The organism is Lysinibacillus phoenicis (genome assembly GCF_047238325.1).
Lineage (GTDB): Bacteria > Bacillota > Bacilli > Bacillales_A > Planococcaceae > Lysinibacillus > Lysinibacillus irui.
On record NZ_JBDFMP010000002.1, the window covers coordinates 255834 to 277129 of the forward strand.

The 21296-nt window shown below is 37.7% G+C and carries 20 protein-coding genes; 9 read left to right on the forward strand and 11 right to left on the reverse strand.

Annotated features, from left to right (window positions below; translation table 11 throughout):
• Positions 1-5 precede the first annotated feature (5 nt).
• Both ABC382_RS02425 and ABC382_RS02430 read left to right on the forward strand, forming a co-directional pair.
• A complete protein-coding gene (locus ABC382_RS02425; RefSeq protein WP_412926552.1) occupies positions 6-842 on the forward strand; it encodes a D-alanyl-D-alanine carboxypeptidase family protein in 837 nt (278 codons plus the stop codon).
• Positions 843-1914: 1072 nt separating this feature from the next.
• Positions 1915-3177, forward strand: coding sequence for a polysaccharide deacetylase family protein (locus ABC382_RS02430; protein ID WP_322610653.1), 1263 nt, complete (start codon positions 1915-1917; stop codon positions 3175-3177).
• Positions 3178-3226: 49 nt separating this feature from the next.
• Here ABC382_RS02430 and gltS read toward each other — a convergent pair whose 3' ends face one another.
• Complete coding sequence (gltS, locus tag ABC382_RS02435; RefSeq protein WP_322610654.1) at positions 3227-4411, reverse strand: sodium/glutamate symporter; 1185 nt, start codon at positions 4409-4411, stop codon at positions 3227-3229.
• Positions 4408-5373, reverse strand: coding sequence for a formimidoylglutamase (hutG, locus tag ABC382_RS02440; protein ID WP_322610655.1), 966 nt, complete (start codon positions 5371-5373; stop codon positions 4408-4410). The genes gltS and hutG overlap by 4 nt, the downstream gene beginning before the upstream one ends.
• A 140-nt stretch (positions 5374-5513) precedes the next feature.
• On the opposite strand from hutG, the gene ABC382_RS02445 reads away from it, so the two are divergent.
• From ABC382_RS02445 to ABC382_RS02460, 4 genes are all read left to right on the forward strand, one after another.
• Complete coding sequence (locus ABC382_RS02445) at positions 5514-6407, forward strand: LysR family transcriptional regulator (protein WP_274793357.1); 894 nt, start codon at positions 5514-5516, stop codon at positions 6405-6407.
• 137 nt (positions 6408-6544) lie between these two features.
• Positions 6545-7780, forward strand: a complete 1236-nt coding sequence (locus ABC382_RS02450) for an acyl-CoA dehydrogenase family protein (RefSeq protein WP_322610656.1) — start codon at positions 6545-6547, stop codon at positions 7778-7780.
• Positions 7777-8553, forward strand: coding sequence for an SDR family oxidoreductase (locus ABC382_RS02455; RefSeq protein ID WP_322606573.1), 777 nt, complete (start codon positions 7777-7779; stop codon positions 8551-8553). Before ABC382_RS02450 ends, ABC382_RS02455 begins: the two co-directional genes overlap by 4 nt.
• Positions 8554-8566: 13 nt before the next feature.
• On the forward strand, positions 8567-9610 hold the full coding sequence (locus tag ABC382_RS02460; RefSeq protein ID WP_274793354.1) for a phosphotransferase family protein: 1044 nt from the start codon (positions 8567-8569) through the stop codon (positions 9608-9610).
• 258 nt (positions 9611-9868) lie between these two features.
• Here the strand turns inward: ABC382_RS02460 and ABC382_RS02465 are convergent, their stop codons facing one another.
• Positions 9869-10354, reverse strand: a complete 486-nt coding sequence (locus ABC382_RS02465; RefSeq protein WP_322610657.1) for a tetratricopeptide repeat protein — start codon at positions 10352-10354, stop codon at positions 9869-9871.
• Between the two features lies 1 nt (position 10355).
• The gene (locus tag ABC382_RS02470; RefSeq protein WP_322606570.1) at positions 10356-10634 is read right to left on the reverse strand and encodes a hypothetical protein; all 279 of its coding nucleotides are present in this window, start codon (positions 10632-10634) and stop codon (positions 10356-10358) included.
• A 153-nt stretch (positions 10635-10787) separates the two neighbouring features.
• Between ABC382_RS02470 and ABC382_RS02475 the strand changes: the two genes are divergently transcribed.
• Entirely contained in the window at positions 10788-11633 is an 846-nt protein-coding gene (locus tag ABC382_RS02475) for an alpha/beta fold hydrolase (RefSeq protein ID WP_322610658.1), read from the forward strand.
• Between the two features lie 98 nt (positions 11634-11731).
• On the opposite strand, the gene ABC382_RS02480 is transcribed toward ABC382_RS02475, so the two are convergent.
• The 3 genes from ABC382_RS02480 to ABC382_RS02490 all read right to left on the reverse strand — a co-directional run bounded on the left by ABC382_RS02480 (position 11732) and on the right by ABC382_RS02490 (position 13731).
• The gene (locus ABC382_RS02480; RefSeq protein WP_322610659.1) at positions 11732-12160 is read right to left on the reverse strand and encodes a hypothetical protein; all 429 of its coding nucleotides are present in this window, start codon (positions 12158-12160) and stop codon (positions 11732-11734) included.
• A 123-nt stretch (positions 12161-12283) separates the two neighbouring features.
• Complete coding sequence (locus ABC382_RS02485; protein WP_322610660.1) at positions 12284-12859, reverse strand: GNAT family N-acetyltransferase; 576 nt, start codon at positions 12857-12859, stop codon at positions 12284-12286.
• A complete protein-coding gene (locus ABC382_RS02490; protein WP_322610661.1) occupies positions 12856-13731 on the reverse strand; it encodes an AraC family transcriptional regulator in 876 nt (291 codons plus the stop codon). The genes ABC382_RS02485 and ABC382_RS02490 overlap by 4 nt, the downstream gene beginning before the upstream one ends.
• Positions 13732-13992: 261 nt before the next feature.
• Here ABC382_RS02490 and ABC382_RS02495 point away from each other — a divergent pair, with 261 nt between their 5' ends.
• Positions 13993-14748, forward strand: coding sequence for a class I SAM-dependent methyltransferase (locus tag ABC382_RS02495; RefSeq protein ID WP_322610662.1), 756 nt, complete (start codon positions 13993-13995; stop codon positions 14746-14748).
• A gap of 31 nt (positions 14749-14779) precedes the next feature.
• On the opposite strand, the gene ABC382_RS02500 is transcribed toward ABC382_RS02495, so the two are convergent.
• The 4 genes from ABC382_RS02500 to ABC382_RS02515 form a co-directional block, all read right to left on the reverse strand.
• Positions 14780-15949: a Ger(x)C family spore germination protein gene (locus ABC382_RS02500; protein ID WP_322611017.1), complete on the reverse strand. Its 1170-nt coding sequence runs from the start codon at positions 15947-15949 to the stop codon at positions 14780-14782.
• Positions 15950-16367: 418 nt separating this feature from the next.
• On the reverse strand, positions 16368-17282 hold the full coding sequence (locus ABC382_RS02505; protein ID WP_322610663.1) for a class I SAM-dependent methyltransferase: 915 nt from the start codon (positions 17280-17282) through the stop codon (positions 16368-16370).
• A 576-nt stretch (positions 17283-17858) separates the two neighbouring features.
• A complete protein-coding gene (locus ABC382_RS02510) occupies positions 17859-18890 on the reverse strand; it encodes a ketopantoate reductase family protein (RefSeq protein WP_322610664.1) in 1032 nt (343 codons plus the stop codon).
• A gap of 141 nt (positions 18891-19031) precedes the next feature.
• Positions 19032-19772, reverse strand: coding sequence for an acetoacetate decarboxylase (locus tag ABC382_RS02515; RefSeq protein ID WP_322610665.1), 741 nt, complete (start codon positions 19770-19772; stop codon positions 19032-19034).
• 130 nt (positions 19773-19902) lie between these two features.
• Between ABC382_RS02515 and ABC382_RS02520 the strand changes: the two genes are divergently transcribed.
• Positions 19903-20787, forward strand: a complete 885-nt coding sequence (locus ABC382_RS02520; RefSeq protein ID WP_322610666.1) for a LysR family transcriptional regulator — start codon at positions 19903-19905, stop codon at positions 20785-20787.
• The last annotated feature ends 509 nt before the right edge of the window (positions 20788-21296 follow it).

Consider the following 21296-nt stretch of genomic DNA (forward strand, 5'->3'; position numbering starts at 1 on the left):
TTTTTATGAAAAATTTGGTGTTGCTTTGCTGTATTGGTATCGTGGTGTTCGCTTTGTATTATACAAACAAAACATATGAAAAGGTTCAACTAGAACTGCCATCATTACATAGTCAAAATGCTTTGTTACTCAATACACAAGGCGAAGTATTATTTGAAAAAAATGCTGATGCCATTATTTATCCTGCATCCTTAACAAAGATCATGACAGCCATAGTGGCAATTGAATTAACGGAAGATCTACAAAAACAGACCATTGTAGAACCACAAACGATTGCTACCTATACTGCTCAGAATGCCTCAATGGCAGGCTTTCATGCTGGTGATTTTGTGACAATTGAGGATTTATTATATGGCACTTTGCTTGCCTCAGGCGCTGATGCAACGGGAACACTTGCTGAGGCAATTGCAGGCAGTGAGGAAAAATTCGTCACTTATATGAATAACAAAGCACAGGAAATAGGCATGAATGATACCCATTTCGTTAATACAAGTGGTCTACATGACGAGGCACATGTATCAAGCGTTCGGGACATTAGTAAACTGCTACGTTATGCGTTAGAGAACCCTACCTTTTATCACATATTTACTTCAAAAAGCTATACGACCCATGTACCTAATGAGCTAATCATCACAAACTCGTTGTTTACAAAAATGCCTGGTTTAGATGGACCCATATTAGGCGGAAAAACAGGGTATACACCTGAAGCCGGATTATGTCTCGCGTCCATCATCGAAAAAGAAGGCAAATCATTTCTATTCATAACAACCAATGCCCCAGGCGATGTTCGGACACCACCCCCGCATATTGAAGATGCTTTAACTGCCTACAATGCCCTGTAGATGGGAAATCTATGAAAACATCTCAACTTTTTCATTGCCTGAAACGTCTTAATAGTGCGGGCTGTTCTAGGAGATTCGAAGAAGTTTTAATTAAGGAGAAAAGTGGGCGCTCCAATTAAAGAGTAAAGTGATCATAAAAGTGAGTGAAGCGCTCCAATTAAGGTTCTAATGATCATAAAAGTGAAGGAAGCGCTCCAAATAAGGAGAAAAGTGATCATAAAGGAGAAGAAGGCGCTCCAAATAAGGAGAAAAGTGATCATAAAGGAGAAGGAAGCGCTCCAATTAGAAGAAAAGTGATCATAAAAGTAATGGAGTCGCTCCAATTAGATAAAAAGGTGATCATAAAAGTGAAGGAAGCGCTCTAATTAAGGTTCTAAGTGATCATAAAAGTAATGGAGGCGCTCCAATTAGGTAGTAAAGTGATCATAAAAGTGAGTGAAGCGCTCCAATTAGGTAGTAAAGTGATCATAAAGGTGAGTGAAGTGCTCCAATTAAGGTTCTAAGTGATCATAAAAGTGAAGGAGTCGCTCCAATTGGGTAGTAAAGTGATCATAAAAGAGAAGGAAGCGCTCCAATTAAGGTTCTAAGTGATCATAAAAGTGAAGGAGTCGCTCCAATTAGGTAGAAAAGTGATCATAAAAGTGAAGAAAGCGCTCCAAATAAGGATCAAAGTGCTCACCAAAGTGAAAAATGCGCCCCATTCCCGGAGCAAAGCGCTGACCAAAGCAAAGGAGATGCTCCAATCCTTGAGAAAGTCGCTCATCATGATGAAGAAGGCGCTACATTCCCAAAGAAATTCCCCCACAGAAATAGGTCCGCCATTCATTCCAAGCATTACCCGCAAAAGGAGGTGAAATCTTTATATAACGTTTTTTATGCTGTGGTTCGTAGAAAAACGGGAACAAGCAGTGTATAAAGGTTTACAAACGCGCAGATGTGAACGGTCTTATAGAATGGAATCTAGTTGATTATTACTATTTTCTGGCATGAACGATTACTCTATAATTAAAGTTAAATCTTCGTATTTTTTTAGCAAACGACATGGAAAGACATCTAAGGGCGGTGTAGAACAATGAAAAAATTATTACCCTATACTATATTTTTGACGTTTATATTGGCATTATTGATTGGACCATTAACTACCAATGCTGAAGGGTCCGTGATCATTCAGAAAGTAACCAAGGATACTATCATCTATGAAGAGCCTTCCTCGAATAGTGCAGAAATTGGTGAACTAACGAAGGGAAGCTTTGTTACTGTGCTAGCAGCAAGCAAAGGCTGGACACATATTCAAACGCCAGAGCAGATGGGCTATGTGGCGTCTGATGTTTTAGTCAAGTTGAAGTCTGAGGGTTATGTAGTAATGCAAAAGGGTGGCACGACGTTATTTACAGCGCCAAGGCAAAACGCACAAAAGGTTGGACAGTTATATGAAGGACGCGTGGTTTTTGTATATGGTACAGCACCGGGTGGCTGGTCATTCGTCCAATATGGTGAAGATACAGGCTATGTTGCGACGAACGCTTTAAAAAAACCTGTCCCAACAAAGAAACGAATTAATGCAGTGAATGGTGCTGAATTACGTTTAACAGCTAGCCCAAGTGGAGAGGTCCTTGGTATACTTGCCAATAAAACGACTGTTCAGTATTACATAACACTTGCTGGCTGGTCCTATGTGGAAGCGGGTGACCAAAAGGGGTATGTCAAAGCTTCAGAGCTAGCCAATATTCAACTAACGAATAATAAAGTATATAATAAAGGAATTCCAGCAGCAAAAGGTGCGAAAAAACGTGTAGCTTTAACGTTCGATGATGGGCCTGATGCCAAAGTGACACCACAAATTTTAGCGACTTTAGAAAAATATGATGCGAAGGCTACGTTCTTTATGGTAGGGAAAAATGTCTCGAAAAATGCAACGATCGTCAAGCAGGTTTATGAGGCTGGACACGAAATTGGTAGTCATACGTTAAGCCATAAGAAATTAACGACTTTATCTATAGCGGGTGTTAAACAAGAAGTTAATGGCTCAAGTAATGCCATTTATACGGCCATTGGGCAGTATCCTACCGTTTTTCGACCACCTTATGGAGCGACGAATGAGCAAGTCCGTTCCGTCATAACTATTCCGTCCATTTTATGGTCGATTGATACGCTGGATTGGAAGCACCACAATCCAGATAAGATTTTAGCTTCTGTTAAAGCATCTGTTAAAGATGGTAGCATTATTTTAATGCATGATATTCATCAAACGACAGCGAATGGTCTAGAAAATGTTATGCAATATTTACAAAAACAAGGCTACGACTTTGTAACGGTAAGTGAGATTTTACAATAATAGTAAAGCCGTGTAATAGTCTTGTAGAGACCTATACACGGCTTGTTGTTTATTTAAATAAATTAATCGTTGTAATAATAATAGGAATACCAAACACATCGATTAAAAATGCGCCGACAATTGGTACCACGAGAAAGGCCTTTTTAGATGGACCAAAACGTTGTACAACAGCTGACATATTAGCCATGGCATTTGGGGTTGCTCCTAAGCCATGTCCTGCAAAACCGGCAACCATTACAGCGGCATCGTAATTTTTGCCGAGTAATTTAAATAACACGAAAGTACTAAATACAACGATAAAGAATACTTGTGCAAAGACGATGAAGAATAAAGGAAGAGCTAAATCAGCAATTTCCCATAATTTGATACTCATTAGCGCCATTGAAAGGAAAATACCTAATGTCACGTCCCCGATTAAGGAAATACTTTTCATATTAATGGCTTCAGGTTTGAATTTATCCATAATATTACGCACTAATACAGCGACAAACATAGCTCCGACATAACCTGGTAGGACGAAGCCTGTTGCTTCTGAGAATAATGTCCCAACATACGTCCCAACAGCCATACAGAAAGTAATTAATAATACTTGTGTAAAGAACGATTCAGAAGTAATTTGTTCCTGTTTATTTTCATAGTCGATTTCTTCAGACTCTTGTTCATCCGGTGTTAAATTGTATTTACCTACTAGGTATTTTACAATTGGACCTCCGATTAAACCACCGGCAACTAAACCACATGTTGCGGCAGCGGCACCTATTGTCATGGCAGAAGAAATACCTAAATCCTCTAATGTTTGTCCAAATGCAGCGGCAGCCCCATGACCACCTTCCATTGAAACTGCGCCAGCCATCATTCCGATTAAAGGATGTATGCCCATGAGTGAGGCAAGAGAAACACCAATCACATTTTGCATTAAAGCGAGGAAGCCACATGCTAGCCAGTAAATAATAAGTAATTTACCACCGAGCTTCACTAGTTTAAAGCTTGCCCCTAATCCAATTGTAGTGAAGAATGTAATCATAAATAAGCTTTGTAATGAAGTATCAAGTGAAATTTCTATAACACCTGTTGTCTTTAAAATGGTTGCAAGGGCGGCAAATAGCAAGCCACCCACAACTGGTGCTGGAATACAGAAACGTTTTAAAAATCCTATTTTATTAATGAGAAAGCTACCCAATGCAAAGAGTGCAACGGCTAAAAACACAGTTGTAATTTGATTTATTTCGATCATGAGCCTTGCCCCCCAAGTAAGTTGTTTAATGCTTCATAGACAAAATATGCCCCTAGTTTTACAGTGCGACCATTTTCATCTAGTAACGGATTGACCTCACAAATATCAAATGAGTGTGTATGAGGATGTGCCGTTACTTTTTGTAGTAGTGAACGTACAGTGGATGGATCAAGTCCAAATGGTGAAGGAGCACTTACACCTGGAGCAAATGCTGCATTCAAGACATCCATACATAATGTTAAAAGAATATAATCATGCTGATCCATATAGTGTTGTAGGTCATCCATTAATTGCTGTTGGTTGGCTACGGTCATTTGATCTTCGTAAACATACTTCACATTTAATTCATCTGCTTTTTCGAATAATTCTCTTGTATTGCCGTAGCGTTGGATACCAACGACAAAATAATCGGTATGTGGATCCTGCTCTAAAATTTGACGGAACATGGTACCTGAAGAAGGTTGTTCATCGTATGGTCGTAAATCAAAGTGGGCATCGATATTGATGATACCAACCTTAGCCTCCTTTGGTAAGGCAGAGCGAACGCCTAAATAATGGCCATACAGTGTTTCATGTCCACCACCAAGCACCACACATTGTAAGTTCTTTTGCAATACGGTTCCGACAACTTCGCCAAGCTCATGCTGTGCTTCCTCTAAAGCATGATTGAGACAAACGACATTGCCGACATCGATAATTTGCTGCTCGTCCTCAAACGTCCACGGTAAGCTAGATAGCCCTTCTCGCAGTGCATTTGGGCCATTTGCAGCTCCTACACGACCTTGATTTCGACGTACCCCTTCATCACAGATAAACCCAACTAGTGCAGCACTTTTCTTCGCTGAAGCGCTTACATCATTAATCGCTAATCTTTGTACTTTTTGATGTAAACGAAAGCTACTTTTATTTGTAGTAGAATCTATACGGCCTTTCCATTGTTTTTGATCTGTTAGTGTATACATAACCTTATCAACCCCATTGCTAATATTATTGTAGAAAAAGTATTGTTGTAATTCATTATATATTCACATAATTATAATTACTAATATATAATTAATATTAATCTATAGCTTTTAGCTATAAATGAAGGGGGATTTTGCTTTTGGATATTAAACAATTACACTATTTTATTGCCGTTTCAGAACATATGAATTTCTCAAAAGCCGCGGAAAGACTGCATATTTCACAGCCATCATTAAGTAATGCCATCAAAAAATTAGAAGAGGAGATAGGATCACCTTTATTGGAGAGAAATACGAGAAATTTGCAGTTAACAGAAGCGGGTGAGGTGTTATTTGAACGTGCAAAAGTTATTGTAAAAAATATGGAAGTGCTAAAAATTGAAATGGATGAAGTCATTATCCACGGTACGAGGGAAATCACTATAGGTGTCATGGAATCTATTAAGCATTGGTTGCCTAAAGTTATTGCCAATTATAAAAAAGATTATCCAGAAATGATCATCCATTTAGTTGACATTTTAGGCAGTAAGCGTGTGAAAAAATCCTTAAAGAGCTATAAAACTCATTTAATCATTACCAATCAGTTGATGGATGATCCAGAGTTGGAAGTCAAAACCTTATATGAAGAGAGATTGGTTGCAGTGTTACCATTACACCACCCATTAGCCAAAAAAGAAAAAGTAACTATTTCTGATATAAGTGAAGAGCCATTTATTATTAGTACGGAAGGCTTTCAAACAAGACGTGATATTTTAGATACCTTTGAACAGGCAGGTAAAAATATTCATATTCAATTTGAAATTGAACGCTTTGAAACAGCTGTTTCCCTTGTCCGAGAAAATTTAGGAGTAACTATTTTACCGGAAAATTATTTACAAGGCCCGACAGCTAAAACCATTATAAAAAAAGAAATTGAAGGGGCAAATCTTAGTCGAAATGTTTATTTGGTGTATTTAAAAAAGCGTCATTTACCTTTGGCCATTCGTCAATTGTTGCAAGACATTTTGCAGTATTTTGAAACAAAGACAATATAGAAATAATTTTCTGTTATATTAGAAAATTCGCGAAATAAAGCATTGCTTTACCAAAAATATAGCGGTAACATTTAATGTAAGAATGAAAATGAACATTCATTCATTTTATCAAAATTCAAGCAAAGGGGGTATCTTCCATGAATTTTTCTTATAGTGAAAAAGTGGTGGAGTTACAAGACAAGCTGACGAATTTTATGGAGCAATACATTTATCCAAATGAAGAAGTTTATACGGCACAGGTTGAAGCAATGGAGGATCGTTGGGGAGCGATTCCACCGATTATGGACGAGCTAAAGCAGAAGGCACAGCAGGCAGGATTATGGAATTTATTTTTACCAGATAGCGAATATGGGGCAGGTTTATCAAATTTAGAATACGCGCCTTTATGTGAAATTATGGGGCGTTCCCTTCTGGCACCAGAAGTTTTCAATTGTAATGCGCCTGACACAGGTAACATGGAGGTGCTTGTACGGTACGGATCTGCCCAACAAAAAAAGCAATGGCTTGAACCGTTACTAAAAGGAGAAATGCGCTCTTGCTTTGCGATGACCGAGCCTGCTGTTGCATCCAGTGATGCTACGAATATTGAGGCAAGCATTGAGCGAGATGGGGATGAATACATTTTAAATGGCCATAAATGGTGGACAACAGGTGCTGGTGACCCGCGCTGTAAAGTGGCCATTTTTATGGGAAAGCATAAAGATACAACAGCACCAATCCATGAGCAGCAGTCTATGATTCTAGTACCAATGGACACACCAGGGGTAAAAGTAGAGCGGATGCTGACGGCTTTTGGTTACGATCATGCGCCAGAGGGTCATGGTGAGGTGACATTTACGAATGTGCGTGTACCAGTAGACAATATTTTGTGGGGAGAAGGCAAAGGCTTTGCTATTGCTCAAGGTCGTCTTGGTCCAGGAAGAATACATCATTGTATGCGTCTAATTGGCGCAGCTGAACGTGCATTGGAGGAAATGTGTAGAAGGGTACAACAGCGACATGCCTTTCATCGCCCATTAGCAGATCAAGGGGTAATGCGTGAGCGTATTGCTGAATCTCGCATCGATATTGAACAGGCAAGACTTTTAACCTTAAAGGCAGCTTATATGATGGATACGGTGGGGAATAAAGAGGCGAAAGCAGAAATTGCGATGATTAAGGTGGTTGCACCTAATATGGCACTGCGCGTCATTGATCGAGCTATCCAAGCATTTGGCGCGGCAGGGGTCGGACCCGATACAACGCTTGCGGCACAGTGGGCGAATTCTCGCACATTGCGTTTAGCAGACGGACCAGATGAAGTACATCGAAATACTATTGCTAAGCTGGAATTAAAAAAACATGCGACTAAACAAGAGGAGCTGGTGAAATGACAGTACTTGAGTTATTTAGCTTACAAGGTAAAACAGCTATTGTAACAGGTGGTGGCCGTGGTCTTGGTGCGCAAATTGCCCAAGGATTTGCAGAGGCAGGGGCCAATGTAGTTCTATGCTCACGAAAAGTAGAAGCCTGTGAGGAAGTTGCAGCAGCACTTGAAACATTAGGTGTCCAAACATTAGCGTTAGCTTGTGATGTCACAAAGCCTGAGGATATTGCTAATATAGTGGCTAAAACGATCACAACATTCGGTAAGATTGATATTTTAGTCAATAACAGTGGGGCATCTTGGGGCACACCTGCTATTGATATGCCTTATGAAGCCTGGCAAAAAGTATTTGATGTCAATGTTAATGGGACCTTTTTGATGAGTCAAGCAGTTGGCAAAATTATGTTAGAGCAAAAAAGCGGCAAAATCATTAATATTGCTTCGATTGCAGGACTGGGTGGTACCTTACCGGCCTTTATGGATACCATTGCCTATAATGCGAGTAAAGGGGCTGTTATCACATTAACGAAGGATTTAGCGGTCAAATGGGGACCACACGGTGTTCATGTCAATGCCATTGCGCCTGGGTTTTTCCCTACAAAAATGTCCAATGTTTTAATTGAACGTGGACAAGACTATTTGATGGGGGTTACACCTTTAAAACGTTTAGGCTCAGAAAATGATCTTAAGGGAGTAGCATTATTTTTAGCGGCCCCAGCTTCAGACTATGTAACAGGTGATGTCATTGTAGTAGATGGAGGCATGAGTTCCATTATATAAGGGGGAAAATAAAATGGATACAATGCAAGTAAGGGCAAGTGAGCGTCTAGATGCTGTTAAATTACAAGCCTTTTTAGCAAATCATTTTCCTGAACTTCCAAAGGGGAAACTGGAAATAACACAGTTTAGTGCAGGACATTCTAATTTAACGTATTGTTTAAAAATAGCTGATTTTGAAGTCGTTCTTCGTAGACCACCACTTGGACCAGTTGCCAAGAAGGCACATGATATGAAGCGAGAATTTACAATATTATCGGCATTGCATCCTTTCTTCAAAGCGGTTCCACAGCCGTATGTTTATGTGGAGGATTCCGATATTATTGGCAGTGATTTCTTTTTAATGGAGCGCAAAAGAGGTGTTGTCCTGGATACACATTTTCCAACAGGTACAGTACCTTCAGAGGAACTAGCTTGCCAGTTGTCTGAAATGATGGTCGACTCTTTAGTTGCACTTCATGCCATCCCTTATCAAGATACATCATTAAAGGATATGGTGAAGCCTGATGGATTTATGGAAAGACAAGTCCATGGCTGGATCGAGCGCTATGAAAGGGCGAAAACTGCAGAGATTGCCGAAGTAGCTACTTTGACAGAATGGTTAAAGAAACATGTTCCAAATAATAAAGAGGCAACAATTATTCATTATGATTATAAATTGAATAATGCCATGTTCTCTAATGATTATGCTGAAATGATTGGTCTATTCGATTGGGAAATGACGACGGTAGGGGATCCACTAGCAGATGTCGGCGTGGCGATGAGTTACTGGATGCAGGCGGATGACCCGAAAATGCTGTTACATGCACTTGGTGAACCACCTGTAACCATCATGCCAGGTTTTTATACACGACAGCAATTTATTGAACGATACGCAGAGAAAAGCGGGCGAGACGTTTCAAACATTCAATATTACTGTACATTTGCTTATTTCAAATTAGCCGTCATTTGTCAGCAAATTTATTACCGCTATGTGAAAGGGCAAACACAGGATGATCGCTTTGCCCAAATGGATAAAATGGTGGCTGCATTAATTCAACAAGCCTCAGAATCGATATAAAGAATAGAAAAACGGTTACTTTTCACCAAAAGTAGCTGTTTTTTATAGGCATTTATAGCAGATTATCCGACACTATATTTTTTATCTATGTATGACTTCTCGCACGAAGACCCATTTACATAACCTAACATCGCCCGTAAAAAAATAAGAGAGAGCGAATGTGTGTTCTTATTTTATCATACATTTTCTCACTTATAAAGGGCTATGAGAAAGGCGGTGGCAAAACAAAAACAGGTTCATTCGAGAACCCGTTTAATATTATGACCATATTTGATCAAGCTTATCGCTGTAGAAGTGAATAGCTTTTTTATAATCGATTATACCTTGATGACTGGTTGTCCGTACTAATGTATTTAGCAATGTTTCCATTGATTTACTATGCTCGCCAAGATTATAGAGTGTCATGGCGTAAAAGACTTTGACATGCTCAGCTTCCGGAAATTCGTGCATGGCTTGTTCAAGTGTCTGTTTTGCTTGTTCATATTGCCCTAGAGTACGATAGGTACTACCTAATCCGAGGTAGGCATCAACTAAAACATCAGGTTCAAGTCCTAATGCAATCGCCTTTTCATAGTGTGGAACTGCTTCCTTTTCTTTTCCTAAAGAATCGTATGTCCAGGCACATTGAAATTGATAGTAGCCATTTTCAGGGTTTCCCTTTAGTAGAGCTACCATTAATTGATTAGCTTCCTCAAGCTGGCCATTTTTTCTTAACGTAATAATAGGTTCTAATTGTTTATCCATTTTATTTAACCCCTTTGTTGTTTTCCCATTCATAAACATAGTTAGTAGCTAGAATATTTGGAGGTAGATAATCGAGGAATTGTTGACGAAAATCTAGCGCTAAATTAACAACGGTTTCATTTCCGATACTGGAACCATTAGAAAAAGCATGGACCGCTATTCCGGCATAGGCGCCCCCAAATGTTGTGATGAACTCTACATAATTAGTATGAGAAGGAATGCTTTCAGTCGCACCATTAGACTTTCCTTCATATACTTCCTCCTTTTGTTCATTATACATGATACTAATTGCTAGAAAGCGCTACAAATGGTATTGTTTGTGTAAAAGTACCATCTTTGAGGTGAATAGAATGCTAGATCGTTCAATGGAAAAGACACGGGAACACCAAGAGGAAAGGGAGTGATAGCACAAAAAAGAAAAGAGGATACCAATATGACATATAATAAAATGGTTTGTGATGGATTTGAATTGAACTATTGTATAAAGGGGCATGGTCAGCCCATTTTAATTGTGGGTAGTAGTATTTATTATCCACGTCTGTTTTCACAGGAATTATCCCAACATTTTCAACTTATTTTTTTAGATCATCGAGGATTTGGGAAATCAACAAAACGACCTATGAAACAAGAAGATTATACTTTAGATAAAATAGTTGAAGATATTGAACAAGCTAGGCAAATACTAAAGCTGGATAATGTGATTATTTTAGGACACTCAGGTCACGCATTTATGGCGATGGCGTATGCTATAGCCTATCCCCAGCATGTTGAAAAAGTCATCCTATTGAATACAGCCCCAACAAATAGCCAAGAGAGACAGCAGCAAAGCATTTCCTATTTTGAAACACATGCAAGTGCAGGACGTAAAAAACAATTTGAGCAAGATATTGCTTTGTTGGAGCAGGATATTGAACAGGACCCCAAACGACGCTTTGTTCATATGTGTATTCGTATGGGGGCACATAGCTTCTATGATTATACTTTTAATGCCGCATCCATGTGGGAAGACGTTGATACGAATATGGAAATCATTGATTATCTTTGGGGTGTGGCTTTTGCCCAGCAGAATCTAAGTCAACTTGTACACCAATTCCATAAGCCAATCTTTGTAGGTTTAGGCAAGTATGATTACTTAGTCGCACCTGTAGCCTTATGGGAAACAGTAGATCAAGTTCCCCACGTAACGAAAGTCATTTTTGAAAAAAGCGGTCATAATCCAATGTTTGAAGAACCTGCGTATTTCGATGAACAACTTATACAATGGATCAAAAAAGAATAATTATGAGGGCTGGTTACGCTATATGGCGTATAACCGGCCTTATTCCTTATTATGTTTTGCAAAAAAAGGCTACTTCCAAAAAGGGAAGAGCCAAAGAGTTATTTTGCTGTACAGCTTTTACGAATCGCTTCAATTTTACGGCAATCAATGATGACAGGCAGTCTATTTCCTTCGATTTGAAGGAAATTCCCACAGCAGTTTTGGGAATCGAAGTAGAGGAAATAAATACGTAAAAATCTTGTGCCATCAGATAGGAAAACATCTACTAATGTCCCTGGTTCGAAATATTCTAAATGATGACAGACACAATTTTCACAATGCTTTTTGCTCTGACCTTTCTCCTGGACAGTTTTTTCAAATTGAGGGCTATTATAATATTTGATTTTATAGGAATCTTCTTCAGCCATATGATCATTGCCATCATATTGGCCTAAGTAATAATTCTTTGATTCACAATAGCATTTAGCAAATTTATGATAATTGTTAAATTCCCAATTTATTCGTGTTAAATATCTATTGTCATCCATTTCATACAACGCTCCTTTATGTCATTTATCTATTTCTAATCTATGTCATAGAGCCTTCTGGAAGATGGTAAAACGTCCATTTATCTGAAGATTAAAAGAAAAGACCAGACTCACAAATAGAGTCTAGTCATTTTTACTATAATCATCTTTCAATAGTCCATATATTTCTAAATCAACAACCCCTTTACCGGACCATACTGTAGCTTGTCGTAATAGACCTTCTTTTATAAATCCATTTTTTAGCAGCACCTTTTTCGAAGGCTCGTTTAAAGGCATAACCTCTGCCTGGATTCGATGAACATCAACTTCCTCCAATAAAAATTTTACAACGATTTGAAGTGCCTCTGTTGCAATACCTTTTCCCCAAGATGTTTCAGCTAAATAGTAACCGATTGTCACCATATTTACTTTTTGATTAAAATCCATTGCTTCGATAATGCCAACTAATTTTTCGCGTTGAGATTTTTCAAAAATTCCCCATTTTATTCTGCTTTTCTTCATATAATCTCGTTCAAAATGGCCTATCATTTTTTGAACAGTTTGCAGGTTGTGTTTGGGGATAATTCCACAGTACTCAAAGACCTTATCATTATCATAAATAGCGAATATCTCTTGTATATGAATGTCTTCTATTTTTTTGAGTTCTAGATTTGTTGAGTCTAAGATTGGGAACTCATTAAATACTTTTTCAATTATCATGATGGTTGCTCCTTTAAGGGAATATAAATTTTCATGTTTAAAGCATGTGGATAGGTAGAGTGCATGACGTCAGTTACTTCAAAGTCAGGACCAGTATCTCGCTCATAATGAGAATGGGGAAGCCATACTCCATAAATGTAACGTCTCGTATTTTGTATTCCCTCTGCAGTACTAGTCAATGAAAACTCAGCATATTTACCAGCTGGAATTTCAAGATGAATAAAACCTTCCTCTACATGATCTTTAAATGCTTGAACTTCCTCTCCAACAATAAAGGAAAATTGCCCATCCTCCTGAAAGTGTGAAGAAATTCCATATGCTATATTAGGAGCAACTTTATAGGAAATGCGCTTATAATATTGCTGTTGACCAAAATTCAAATAAAAGCCTGGAATATCTCCATAATAGTGATCGTCTTGTAATGTTGTTTTGTATTCATAGCCCACGATTAGTTTTTTAGATAATTGAAGTATTTCTGGTCGCTGCATAGGGAGTTCTCCTTCCAATTTATAGTCCAAAAAGTTCATTTTGGCTTGAAGTGGTATGGAGTAGGCCCCTTTTCGATATTTAGCAGGTGTAATACCGAAATACTGTACAAATGCCCTTGTGAATGCCTCTTGAGAACCATATTGAAAGTTGATTGCAATTTCAAGTATAGTTTGTGAGGTTGTTTTTAAGAGGAAAGCCGCTTCTGAAAGCCTCCTATTCCGAATATACTGCTGCACCGAAAAACCTGTAATGGCCTGAAAAAGTCTTTGGAAATGAAATGGTGAAAAGTAAGATTGGGAAGAAATAGCTGTAATCATTAACTTTTCCTGAAGGTTTTCCTCAATAAACTCTATGGCGTTTTGAATTCTTTCAAAATAATCCATACCATCATCCTTTCTTGCCTCTATATTACCGTTTATGGTGGATGAGCTTTTGATAATTTGTGCTATTTCGTACATTAAATTGTCATCAACTAGAAATCAATAGTAACATTGAGAAAATTGATTAATAAATGTATAATTTAACTAAATTTACAAGAAAGTGAGTGATATACAATGAAAGTCAGCTCTGTATTTACACTAAATAACATGAAGGTGTGGGGGGATTAAAAATTTGATTCTTCCGCAACAATCGGAGGAGAAAAAATGTACAAAAATTACGGACCGTTAAGCACAGAGCTTTATGATTTTACAAAACCAGTAGGATACTCCCTTGGTGGGGATATTGAATATTATCTAGAACGATTGCAGGGTATTACAGGTAAGGTACTTGAAGCTGGAGTAGGCTCTGGTCGATTCTATATTCCTTTAAAGGAAAAAGGCATTGATATAGAGGGGATTGATTATTCTCCGGAAATGCTAGCTTCCTGTCGAAAACAATGTCTAGAAAGAGGGCTGACACCAGTGCTTTATGAGGGCAATGTCAGTAATTTTTCATTAAGTAGGCTATACGAGGCGATTGTTATGCCTACTGGCTCGTTCTGTTTAATCGAAAGTTATCAGGAGGCTGTTTCTGCGTTAACGTGTATGTATCAGCATCTAGTTCCTGGTGGACGGATTATCATTGATTTATTATTTCCGACAGACTGGAAAACGGGAGAAATGGCGACAACCTATTTTCAAATTTCGGAAGATGAAGGAATTGCGCTTGAAAGAAAATCGATAGCCATGAACTGGGTGGAGCAGAAAACATTAACAGTATTAAAATATGAAAAATGGCGACAAGGAAAATTAGTGGATACGGAACTACAAAAGTTCCCATTGCGTTGGTATGGTGTAGAGGAATTTAAATTTCTATTACAAAGTATTGGTTTCACTACTATCACTTGTTCAGCAAACTACATGTATACTAAACAGCCAAGTCAAGAAACGTCACTCATGACATTTGAAGCTGTTCGCTAAAAACAAAATGACCAGTCATCGTAGCGACTGGTCATTTTTTATTGAGTTTTAATTTTGTTGCGGTACCTACTCCTTTTGTCTGGACATCGACTACAAGATTAACCTCTAGCTCTGGATAAAGAGTCGACCAATCTTTTTTTATTCGATTCCAAGCTTTATAATCCTCACGATGTAGTACTTCGCCAAATTTTAAAATATCAGCCTGATAGGTTTGTTGAATCGTTTGGATTGTGCGCTCTATACTTTCCTTAATTTGCTTGCTCGTTGCTTTATTTAGAGCATCGATGGTTTCGGGCTTGGTTAAATCTAGAGGGCAGCTTATTTCAGCGACGTTCTGTTCAATATCCAGTTGAATCGTAATCGAGGGAATGTCATGCTGAATACGTCCTGTCACTTTTGTTGAAGATTGAATAATTTCTGTCGATATTTTCCCTTGCTCAGGGCAGGCAAGCGTTTCAAAGGTACTCTTAATATTATTGTGTAAAAAGTTATAATTTCTGCTTTCTTCTTCTGTCAAAAAGCCAATAAGCTTATAATTTTTAAAAACAGCCAGTCCACCATATTGTAATTGTGCGGGGCTCTTAATTTTTTCAACATTGCTGCTAGATTTTCCAGCATCCGCATCACCATGAATTTGAATGGTAGGTAATACGGCGCTATTATCTATATGACCCAAAGATTGAACTAAATCGTCGAGAATAACAGATTCAGTCGTTCCCCAGGTTGCTTCAGTATCCTTTAAGGATTTAAACAATTTACTAGCTGGAATATCCTCTAATGGTGTTAAAATACTCAAAATTTCTTGGGCAGTCGATTCATGGGCAATAATAATGTTAAATTCGCTTCTACCCTCTGGATCCCTTTGTAGTAAATCTAAAATGCTATTCATTCCTTCTTTAGCCAACTCTTCACCGATGATTATAATTTGCGCATGGGAATAATAGGGTTTCCTTGGCGTCAAAGTGGTTAATTTTCGCATGGCGTCAAATAAGGATTTTCCCTTAGCATGATAGGTAAAAACAGGGACTTGGAAACTAGAGGCTTTGTTTGAGGCTACCTGACTAGGGTTAACAATTTGCACGGAAATTTCAACAAACTCGTCCGATTTATCGACCCCAAAGGCCGTAACGATAGCCAATTCGTTTAACTCTCGTTTACTCCAACATCCACCTAACAAAAGAATAATGAAAAGCAATAGCATGAATGACAGTGTGTGCTTGATGATCGGCACCTCCTCAAGGAAAAGGGCAAAGATAGTCCAACATTATTAAGGATAAGCAAATAACAGCCAAAATAATCAAAAAGTGATATTGAGGTAACTCTTTTTGTAAACTGTTATTAGGATAAGCAGAGCATGTCCGCTTGTCTGACTAGTAAACGTGCATACACTTGGGATGAGGCTTATTTTTTAGTAAAAAACTTTAAGTGGGCCCTTTTAAGGGTTGTTGTTAATAATAGATGGGCCACTGCATTCACAGTGACCCTAGTAACGAATCTAGGAGGTGTAAGGCTAATTAGCTTTACACTACTATAGTATACTAAATTTATATATTGAAATAGTTAATTGCCTGGGAAATAGAAAGAAAATTAAGAATAATATAAAAATAAATTAACTATACTTATTTTTTAACAATATGCATGTAATGGATGGTTTCAAAAGCTGATAAGTAATCCGTCCGATTCTGGAAATAAAGCTGTTGAATAGCAGGAGGGGTAAGATGTTCGTATATGAGTAAACCCAATGGATCTAACATCTTCTCCATGTCCTCATAAGCAAAACACGATTTCATCGGCTCGCCACCTGCAGCAGCCATCTTCACCATGTTGTCCACTCTATTAAAAAGGCCATTTTCCTGAAAGAGAGTTTCATCGGCATAATCCAACACAATGGAACTGCCTGATGGAACAAGAGCAAATAAATGAGTGAGTAAACTTGCTAATTCTTCTTTCGTTAAATAATAGGAGACACCTAACAGACTAAAAAACGTCTTTTTATACTGAAACCCTTGCTCAAAGAGGGGTTGAGATTGAAATTGTTTAGTAAAATCCATTGAAACAAAATGAAGATGCTTCATTGGTGGAAGTGATGCTTCTTGTAATCGTTTCTTCTTAAAAGCCTGGGTTGTAGGATGATCAACCTCAAAAATTTCTACAACTGTTTCTAACTGAGGATGACGATAAGGAAAAGTATCCAAGCCAGCGCCTAAAATGACATATTGCTCGATACCAAGCCGGATTTCATGATGCAAGACATTTTCGTTGTATGCTGCACGTGCCAAGGGAGTAGGAGCGAGTTGAATTTGCGTTATCCATTTTACTAAATTTTTTACATTGTCTTTAGTTGGTATAGCCATGTCCTTGTTAAAGAAGTCGATGCCTTGTATCAGGTGATCTTGAATACTTTGAAACTCTTCAGGTGAGATTAACTCTTTTGCTACATAATCATCAAAAATTTTCGGTGTATCCATTTGACTATGATAAGCTCTACTAAAGGCAGCTATTAATGAAGTGATACTAGATTGCTGTTTATTCATATTAACACTCCTCAAAAAAATAGGATTCCCCTGGCCAGGAGAATCCTATTATACAAAACAATATTTTAAATGTAAATTTTAGCATAAAATAATTTTTTTGTCAAGTTTTCAGTACTTTGATTATACGAGAGGGGAAGATAGGTCATACTATAAAATTAAATAAAAAATTTTAAAAATAAATGTAACTTTTTTAACTAACAGCCGTCTAACTTATTAGTAGAATACAAAAAAACTAAAGTAAACGAGTAATATTCACTTTTCACAAAAGGGCCAGGATCACATTTTCGTGATTTCCTGGTCTTTTTGTGTAGGGAGACCCATTTTATTAAAAAAATATGAAACCTTTAGGCTGTTCATTCGTATTATAATGTGAATCTAAAGCTAAGCAAAAATTTAGTTAGATTCACTTTCACTTAAAAGGCTAGGACTTACAGCATGTTGTAGGGTCTAGTCTTTTTTGTATTATTGTTCAGATTTTGTTCAGAACAATATGTTAGTCTATTCAAGAAGATTTTCATAGTCTTTACCTAAACGCAAAATGACCAGCACTCTGTGAAGAGTGACTGGTCATTTTGTTTAATGATGATTAACTAGTTCAGCAAAGAATGGCATGTTTGTTTCAAAATTAGTAACGGTCTGTAAATCTTCTGCCTGTTTTACTAATTGAACGACAAGGTTATTAAAAGGTGTGGCAACACCCAGCTTTTCGCCAAGCTCCGATACTACTCCATTAATATAATTTATTTCCGTTTTACGTTTTTTCTCTAAATCCTGTAGCATACTTGCTTTAAGTAGTTTAGAGGATGCCATCAATTGTTGGAAGGCTTTGACACGTTCAGGGATATCATGAGCCTTTTTCACTTCTAATGAAGCTATATCGAAGCCATTCATTTTGGCAAATTGTACTCCAGCAGCATGCCCCACTTTTATCGTTTCATCCGCAATATGCACGGCGCTAATACTACTCGTCTCATGATCAAGAACGCCACCAAAATTCGTATTGAGCGCGGCAGAAAGACCACTAAAAGCATTGTTAATTAATAGTTTAGACCACTTTGTGCCAACTAAATTGTCTGAGATGTGTGTGCCACCTACAAGATTTAAAATTGTTTGTATTTGTCTAATTCTTTCTGTTGTTTCTCCATTTAATTCACCAATTTGAAATGCATATTGTTTGAAGTGGTTATATTCTGTTGTCAAACTAGATATGCCCGGTTGAATGAATGTAGCACCAAACTCAACTGATCCAGCAATCACACGATTTCGCCCTACAATTGCAGCGACTTTTTCTTCTGGAATCCCATTTTGTAAAGAAAGAAAGACACTTGTTTCATTTAAAAATGGTAGTAAGCCTTGTAAAACCGAGTCATTATACAATTGTTTTGTTAACAGTAAAACTAAATCATAAGTTCCTGACATATTTTTAGGAGTAATGGCTTTTACTTTCACTTGAAAGTCAGTAGTTCCTGTTATTTTTGCCCCTGATTGATTCAATTCGTCTACATGTTCTTGATAAACATCAATTAATTCGACATCTTGTCCACCGGCAGCAATATATGCACCAGCGATTGTTCCTAAAGATCCTGCTCCTAAAACGGCGATTCTCATCTAAATGCCTCCTTGGTTTATTTAATTATTCAATAAGCTTAGCTATTTGTATTTTGTCACGTTGTTTCTCCAATAGCTTCATCTGCATAGTTCCATACGGCTTCATTGCTTGATTAGATAATGTATGGATTAGTGTTCTTTCTATTTTTCAGTTAAATAATCGTAGACAACAGTAGGTGATGCCAACGATAGTTCTGTGACAATATGGGAAGCTGATACAACTTCTAACACTGGTAAATCAGCCATTGGGGCAAGTGCATGGGCAAAAAGTTCAAGTCTCGCTGGACCTGACCATGCTCCCAGTATTTTAATATCCGTAATTTCACTTCTCACTAGCTCACAAATTCTTGGTCGTCCATCATAACCAGGCATCTTTTTCAACATATAATTGGGTTTGATAATTTCTTTCAGTGCCTCTTGATGATCCAGTGGGAAATGTTTATATCCCATTGTTGCATTAGCCACTCTTAATGAACCATAATCTAAGAGACCAACTAATGTATCAGAATCTACAAATAAACTAGGCTTACCTAATTTTTTAGGATACGCAGCAATTTCTCTACCAGAGGCAATGGCTGGGAAACTATCAACATACATTGCATGTAAATAATCACCTTCTTCACCATCCATGCTAACAGGAATGACCTGACCACACTCTGTATAAGAACCTAGCCCTGTTACATCTGGCATTTTCATGATTTCAAATTTGACAAAGGGCTCCTTCACTTCCAATGGTTCTGGAACAATTTTCTTAAGTTTTTCCATATCTGTTTTATAGACGATATTTAAATATTCACGGTTATAAAAGCGATAAGGTCCAATGGGATAAGCACCTGCATCCAACGGTGTTGTGAATTGTCTCATTACTTCATCTTTTCTCATGAAAAACCACCATTCTTTCAACTTTGTCTTCTTACAATAACTACTTTAATGCGGATTTTACATTGCGTCTAATACATAATAAAATATAAATATATTTATTTAGATAAATGAATTAGGGGGCTTAAGCGAAATGGAACTTTTACAATTGAAGTATTTTCAAACAGTAGCAAATACAGAGCATATTTCGAAGGCGGCTCAACAGTTAAATATTGCACAGCCATCCTTAAGTTTGACTATAAAACGTCTGGAGGATGAACTAGGCACAAAATTATTTCATAGAAAAGGAAGAAATATTGAATTAAGTGCTGCAGGACAGATTATGCTCAAGCATGTTAATAAGGTATTTATCGAACTAGAAAATGCAAAAATGGATATTCAATCACTTGATGAAATCAATGCTCGTACAGTTAAAATAGCCATATCAAATACACGATTTCTCGTTGGACTAATTAGTCAATATATTAATGATTTTCCTCATGCCAAAATTCAACAGGGAATTGAGACAAGGGATGATATACGTATAAATTTAAAGAGAGGGGATATTGATCTGGGCATAGCAGGCCCTCCAATCATTGATGAAGAAATTGAAACCTGTGTGCTTGTGGCAGAGGATGTAGTACTTGTGTTGCCTTCTAATCACCCATTGGCTGGTCAGTCAGAGGTTGCTCTAGCTAAGTTTGCAAATGAATCCTTTATTTCCTTAGCCAACAATGCAGAATATAGTCGTTTTACAACGTCACTTTGTGAAAGAGCGGGATTTATGCCTATCAAAAACTATGAAGTAGATTCAACCCTTCTGGCAGAAATTATCCAGCTGGAACAGGGTGTAGCCTTGTTGCCCATATCGGTTTGTAGAAAGTTTAATTTACATTTTGTAAAAATAGCTAATATGAATCCAACGTATACAGTAGGTCTGTCCTGGGTAAAAAATTCCATTTCGTCAGCTGCCGTTCAACAGTTACGGGACTTTATTATTACTTACTTTAACGAAAATAATGAGCACTACAAAATTTAATACCTTTGAAACGGGTTCCTGAAATGCTCGAAAAAACATAAAAATTCCCTAAAATTTTGTTGGAAAATATTTTAACTTGTTCATTGCCTCAACTTAGCGTAGTATTATAACGAATCAAAACTAAGTAAGTTAGTAAGATTCACTTTCACAATAAAACCAGGCGTTCTTCTTAGAAGAGCACCTGGTTTTTTGTTAGTTGCACAATAAGCTACTTGGGATTATATTCTATTATTTAGCAGGCAAATACCCGCGGAGTAAGGTGAAATACTCGCGAAGCAAGGCGAAATACCCGCGGAGTAAGGTGAAATACCCGCGAAGCAAGGCGAAATACCCGCGGAGCAAGGCTGAATACCCGAGGAGTAAGGTGAAATAACCGCGAAGCAGGATGAATACCCGAGGAGCAAGATGGAATATCCGCTATCGGCGTTATTCAGTAATACACAAAATCAGCTACAATAAGCAGATTTCTTCTAAGATTAATCGGAAAATCTATGTACGTATAGAAGTTA

Bases quoted from the DNA above. Each gene is read 5' to 3' on its own strand.
- ABC382_RS02425 (WP_412926552.1), top strand. From the start codon at position 6: ATGAAAAATTTGGTGTTGCTTTGCTGTATTGGTATCGTGGTGTTCGCT.
- ABC382_RS02430 (WP_322610653.1), top strand. From the start codon at position 1,915: ATGAAAAAATTATTACCCTATACTATATTTTTGACGTTTATATTGGCA.
- gltS (WP_322610654.1), bottom strand. From the start codon at position 4,411: ATGATCGAAATAAATCAAATTACAACTGTGTTTTTAGCCGTTGCACTC.
- hutG (WP_322610655.1), bottom strand. From the start codon at position 5,373: ATGTATACACTAACAGATCAAAAACAATGGAAAGGCCGTATAGATTCT.
- ABC382_RS02450 (WP_322610656.1), top strand. From the start codon at position 6,545: ATGAATTTTTCTTATAGTGAAAAAGTGGTGGAGTTACAAGACAAGCTG.
- ABC382_RS02455 (WP_322606573.1), top strand. From the start codon at position 7,777: ATGACAGTACTTGAGTTATTTAGCTTACAAGGTAAAACAGCTATTGTA.
- ABC382_RS02460 (WP_274793354.1), top strand. From the start codon at position 8,567: ATGGATACAATGCAAGTAAGGGCAAGTGAGCGTCTAGATGCTGTTAAA.
- ABC382_RS02465 (WP_322610657.1), bottom strand. From the start codon at position 10,354: ATGGATAAACAATTAGAACCTATTATTACGTTAAGAAAAAATGGCCAG.
- ABC382_RS02470 (WP_322606570.1), bottom strand. From the start codon at position 10,634: ATGTATAATGAACAAAAGGAGGAAGTATATGAAGGAAAGTCTAATGGT.
- ABC382_RS02475 (WP_322610658.1), top strand. From the start codon at position 10,788: ATGACATATAATAAAATGGTTTGTGATGGATTTGAATTGAACTATTGT.
- ABC382_RS02480 (WP_322610659.1), bottom strand. From the start codon at position 12,160: ATGGATGACAATAGATATTTAACACGAATAAATTGGGAATTTAACAAT.
- ABC382_RS02485 (WP_322610660.1), bottom strand. From the start codon at position 12,859: ATGATAATTGAAAAAGTATTTAATGAGTTCCCAATCTTAGACTCAACA.
- ABC382_RS02490 (WP_322610661.1), bottom strand. From the start codon at position 13,731: ATGGATTATTTTGAAAGAATTCAAAACGCCATAGAGTTTATTGAGGAA.
- ABC382_RS02495 (WP_322610662.1), top strand. From the start codon at position 13,993: ATGTACAAAAATTACGGACCGTTAAGCACAGAGCTTTATGATTTTACA.
- ABC382_RS02500 (WP_322611017.1), bottom strand. From the start codon at position 15,949: ATGCTATTGCTTTTCATTATTCTTTTGTTAGGTGGATGTTGGAGTAAA.
- ABC382_RS02505 (WP_322610663.1), bottom strand. From the start codon at position 17,282: ATGAATAAACAGCAATCTAGTATCACTTCATTAATAGCTGCCTTTAGT.
- ABC382_RS02510 (WP_322610664.1), bottom strand. From the start codon at position 18,890: ATGAGAATCGCCGTTTTAGGAGCAGGATCTTTAGGAACAATCGCTGGT.
- ABC382_RS02515 (WP_322610665.1), bottom strand. From the start codon at position 19,772: ATGAGAAAAGATGAAGTAATGAGACAATTCACAACACCGTTGGATGCA.
- ABC382_RS02520 (WP_322610666.1), top strand. From the start codon at position 19,903: ATGGAACTTTTACAATTGAAGTATTTTCAAACAGTAGCAAATACAGAG.